The following is a 3,895-nucleotide window of genomic DNA, read 5'->3' on the forward strand; positions in this document are numbered from 1 at the left end:
GGCGCGCCGCTCGGCGGCGGTGGCGGGGCGCAGGCGGGCGAGCCAGGTCGCGTGCCCGGCCTGGGCGGCGCCGCTGAAGTCGACGCCGACGATCTCGCGGAAGGGGCGGGGACGGCGGCGGGCGGGGGTGCGGCGGGACGGCGGCTTCGGCATGCGGTGCGGCGGGGCGGCCGGCCGCGGCGACGTGTGCGGCCTCGCCCGAACAATAGCCGAAAGTCGCCTGCGCCGCGGGGGCGCGTCCGGGGCGTATCTTGGGGTGCTCCCGTCAGCCCCACCCCGCGTCACCCGACGGTGGAGATCCTACGCATGGCACGCCTCCCCCGCGCGCTCGCCGCCGCCCTCGCCGGCGCGGCGCTCGCGCACCCGACTCCCGCCGCGGGCCAGGCGCCCGCCGCGCCCACGTCCGGCACCCCGACCACGCGCGTGCAGTATCCGCAGACCCGCACGGTCCCGCAGACCGACGACTACCACGGCACCCGGGTGGCCGACCCGTACCGGTGGCTGGAGGACCTCGACGGCGCCGACACGAAGGGCTGGATCGCCGCGCAGAACGCGGTGACGTTCGGCTACCTCGACGCCACCGCCGGCCGCGACGCGATCAAGCAGCGGCTGACCGAGATGTGGAACTACCCGCGCGTCTCGCTGCCGTACCGCCAGGGCGGGCGCCTCTGGTTCACGAAGAACACGGGGCTGCAGCGGCAGTCGCCGTACTTCACCGCGACCGGCGCCGCCAAGGGCGCCGCCGAGCGCGCGACGCTGATCCTCGACCCCAACGAGATCTCGAAGGACGGGTCGACGTCGCTGTCGCTGTTCTCCCCCGACCCGACGGGGACGTACGTCGCGTACGGGCTGTCGGCCGGCGGCGCCGACTGGCGCACGGTGAAGGTCAAGCGGGTCGCCGACGGCAAGGACCTCGACGACACGGTGGACTGGCTGCGCTACTCGGGCGTCAGCTGGACCGAGGACGGCAAGGGCTTCTTCTACACGCGCTACCCCGAGCCGCCGAAGGAGGCGGGGAAGACGCTGTCGAACGCGTCGCGCGACCCGAAGGTGTTCTACCACGCGCTCGGCACGCCGCAGACCGCCGACGTCGAGATCTTCCGCTTCGACCGGGAGCCGACGTGGGGCGTCGGCGCCGGGGTGAGCGAGGACGGGCGGTGGCTGTTCGCGTACGTCAACCGCGGCACCGACCCGGAGAACCACCTCTACGTCGCGGACCTGAAGGACCCGAAGGCGCCGGACGTGCGCGCGAGGCTGACCCCGATCGACGTGACGCTGGAGGCGTCGTTCACCCCGATCGGCACGCGCGGCACCACGGCGTACGTGCACACGAACCTCGGCGCGCCCAAGTACAAGCTGGTCGCGATCGACCTCACGAAGCCGGCGCGCGCCAACTGGAAGACGGTGATCCCCGAGTCCGAGCACACGCTCGAGGGGGTCGCGCTGATCGGCGGGAAGCTGTTCGCGCAGTACCTGGCCGACGTGAAGAGCGTGGTGACGATCCACGACCTCGCCGGGACGCGCACGGGCGAGCTGCCGCTGCCGGGGATCGGGACGCTGGCCGGGCTGTCGGGGCGCGAGGACGAGCCGGAGCTGTTCTTCGGCTTCACGTCGTACCTCGTGCCGTCGAGCGTGTACCGCTACGACGTGGCGACGGGGGCGCTGGAGACGTTCTTCAAGCCGAACGTGCCGTTCGACGCGTCGGGGTACGAGACGAAGCAGGTCTTCTTCCCGAGCAAAGACGGGACGCGCATCCCGATGTTCGTGACGCACCGGAAGGGGATGGCGCTCGACGGCACGAACCCGACGATGCTGTACGCGTACGGCGGCTTCAACGTGAACCAGGTCCCCGCGTTCTCGGCGTCGGTGGCGACGTGGCTGGAGATGGGGGGCGTGTACGCGGTGCCCAACCTGCGCGGCGGCGGCGAGTACGGCGAGGCGTGGCACCAGGCCGGGAAGCTCGACAAGAAGCAGAACGTCTTCGACGACTTCATCGGGGCCGCCGAGTACCTGATCCGGGAGAAGTACACGGCGCCGCCGAAGCTGGCGATCCGCGGCGGCTCGAACGGCGGGCTGCTGGTGGGCGCGGTGATGACGCAGCGCCCCGAGCTGTTCGGCGTCGCGCTGCCGGCGGTGGGGGTGATGGACATGCTGCGCTACCACAAGTTCAGCGCCGGCGTGTTCTGGGTGCCGGAGTACGGCTCGGCGGACGACCCCCAGCAGTTCCGGACGCTGGCGAAGTACTCGCCGCTGCACAACCTGAAGCCGGGGGCGTGCTACCCGGCGACGCTCACCACCACCGCCGACCACGACGACCGCGTCGTGCCGGGGCACTCGTTCAAGTGGGCGAGCGCGCTGCAGGCGGCGCAGGGGTGCGACCGCCCGGTGCTGATCCGCGTCGAGGCGCAGGGGTCGCACGGGTACCGCCCGCTCGACAAGGCGATCGCCGAGCAGGCGGACATCTGGGCGTTCACGGCGCGCAACCTCGGGGTGCCCGTGAAGTTCGAGCAGAAGCGCGCGATGGAGTGATCGGGCGAGGAACTGCCAGGAGAACGGATGCTTCGGATGAGACGGATCCGTCTCATCCGAAGCACTGTCATCCCGAGCTCCGCGAGGGATCTGAGAGGTCGCCCTTCCAGGTTCCTCGCTCCGCTCGGGACGACCTGGGGTTGCTCGAGACGACGAGGGGCGCGCACGAGGCGTCGTCCTGAGGGCAGCGAAGGACCTACTTTCCGAGGCGATGGGGCTGGTCCCTACCCGGTGAAAGTGGGTCCTTCGCTGCGCTCAGGACGACACGAGCAACGGCCGGGAGAACGGATGGAACGGATCCGTCGCATCCGGAGCATCCGTTCTCCCGGCAGTTTGCCCCACATCACGTGCGGCGGGGCGCTCAGCCCCGGATGCACATCACGTTGAAGTTGAACATCCACGGGACGTCGGGGACCAGCTCGGCGGCGGCGGGCTCGTAGGCGATGTACCAGCGCCCCTTGCCGCCGTCGTAGCCGACCGAGATCGCGGGGTAGTCGACGCCGAGGTTGGGGAGGCCGCCGTTGCGGCGCACGGTCGCGAAGACGAAGGCGTTCGCGTTGCCGTTGCAGTGCGGGTTGTCGATGAAGAACCGGTACGTGAGCCCGCCGACGGTGGTGTTGGACTCGCTCTGCATCTGGTTCGGGTTCGCCATGAACACCGCGGTCGGCGTCATCGTGCCGGCGCCCGTGACCTTGATCCCCCCGCGCACCACCTCGAGCGCGGTCCCGGCGGCGGTCCCCGACTCGGCACGCACGCCGACGCCGCTGCCGAACGGCGTGTTGCCGTGCACGCCCGCGCTGCCGTTGCTCAACCCGTAGACGCCGCGCCCCTGGCCGCCCTGGAACGTGGCGGCGTTCCCCGGGCCGCTGTTCTGGAGGCTGAGCAGCGTGTTGCTCGAGTTGACGAGGACAGGCGAGCCAAGTCGGAGCGCGTCGGCGCCATCCGTCCAGCTGAACTCGACGTGCGAGGCCTTGGTGCACGCCGGCGGCGTGTCGGCCGTCTTGATGCGGTACGTGCTCCCCGACGTCGGGACGTAGCACGCGAAGAACTTGGCCTGCGCCGCGGCGGCGCGCGGCGCGGCGGCGACGGCGGGGAGCGCCGCGAGCGCGGCGAGGGCGAGACGGAGGCGGGCGGTGGTGTGCACGGGTCGGATCCTCTATGGGTGGTCGCGCGGGGCGCGGATGCGTCGGGGAGTCGGGCGGACGGGCGGATCAGAGTCCGGCGGCGAGCCGGATGACGTCGAGCTCCGGCGCGAGCGCCGGGTCGTGGCGCTGCAGGCGGTCGAGCGCGGCGTCGAGGGCGCGCATCGCGCCGGCGCGGCCGTGGCGCGGGGCGTCGTGCAGCGCGCGGAGCGAGGCGTGCACCG

General features: G+C 72.0%; 2 protein-coding genes. One reads left to right on the forward strand and one right to left on the reverse strand.

Annotation, left to right across the window (positions count from 1 at the left end):
• The first annotated feature begins 306 nt into the window (after positions 1-306).
• Positions 307-2,529, forward strand: coding sequence for a prolyl oligopeptidase family serine peptidase (locus tag PYV61_RS22060; RefSeq protein ID WP_275835730.1), 2,223 nt, complete (start codon positions 307-309; stop codon positions 2,527-2,529).
• A gap of 361 nt (positions 2,530-2,890) precedes the next feature.
• Here the strand turns inward: PYV61_RS22060 and PYV61_RS22065 are convergent, their stop codons facing one another.
• On the reverse strand, positions 2,891-3,673 hold the full coding sequence (locus PYV61_RS22065; RefSeq protein WP_275835732.1) for a hypothetical protein: 783 nt from the start codon (positions 3,671-3,673) through the stop codon (positions 2,891-2,893).
• Positions 3,674-3,895: the final 222 nt, after the last annotated feature.

The organism is Roseisolibacter sp. H3M3-2 (assembly GCF_029211165.1).
Classification (GTDB): domain Bacteria; phylum Gemmatimonadota; class Gemmatimonadetes; order Gemmatimonadales; family Gemmatimonadaceae; genus Roseisolibacter.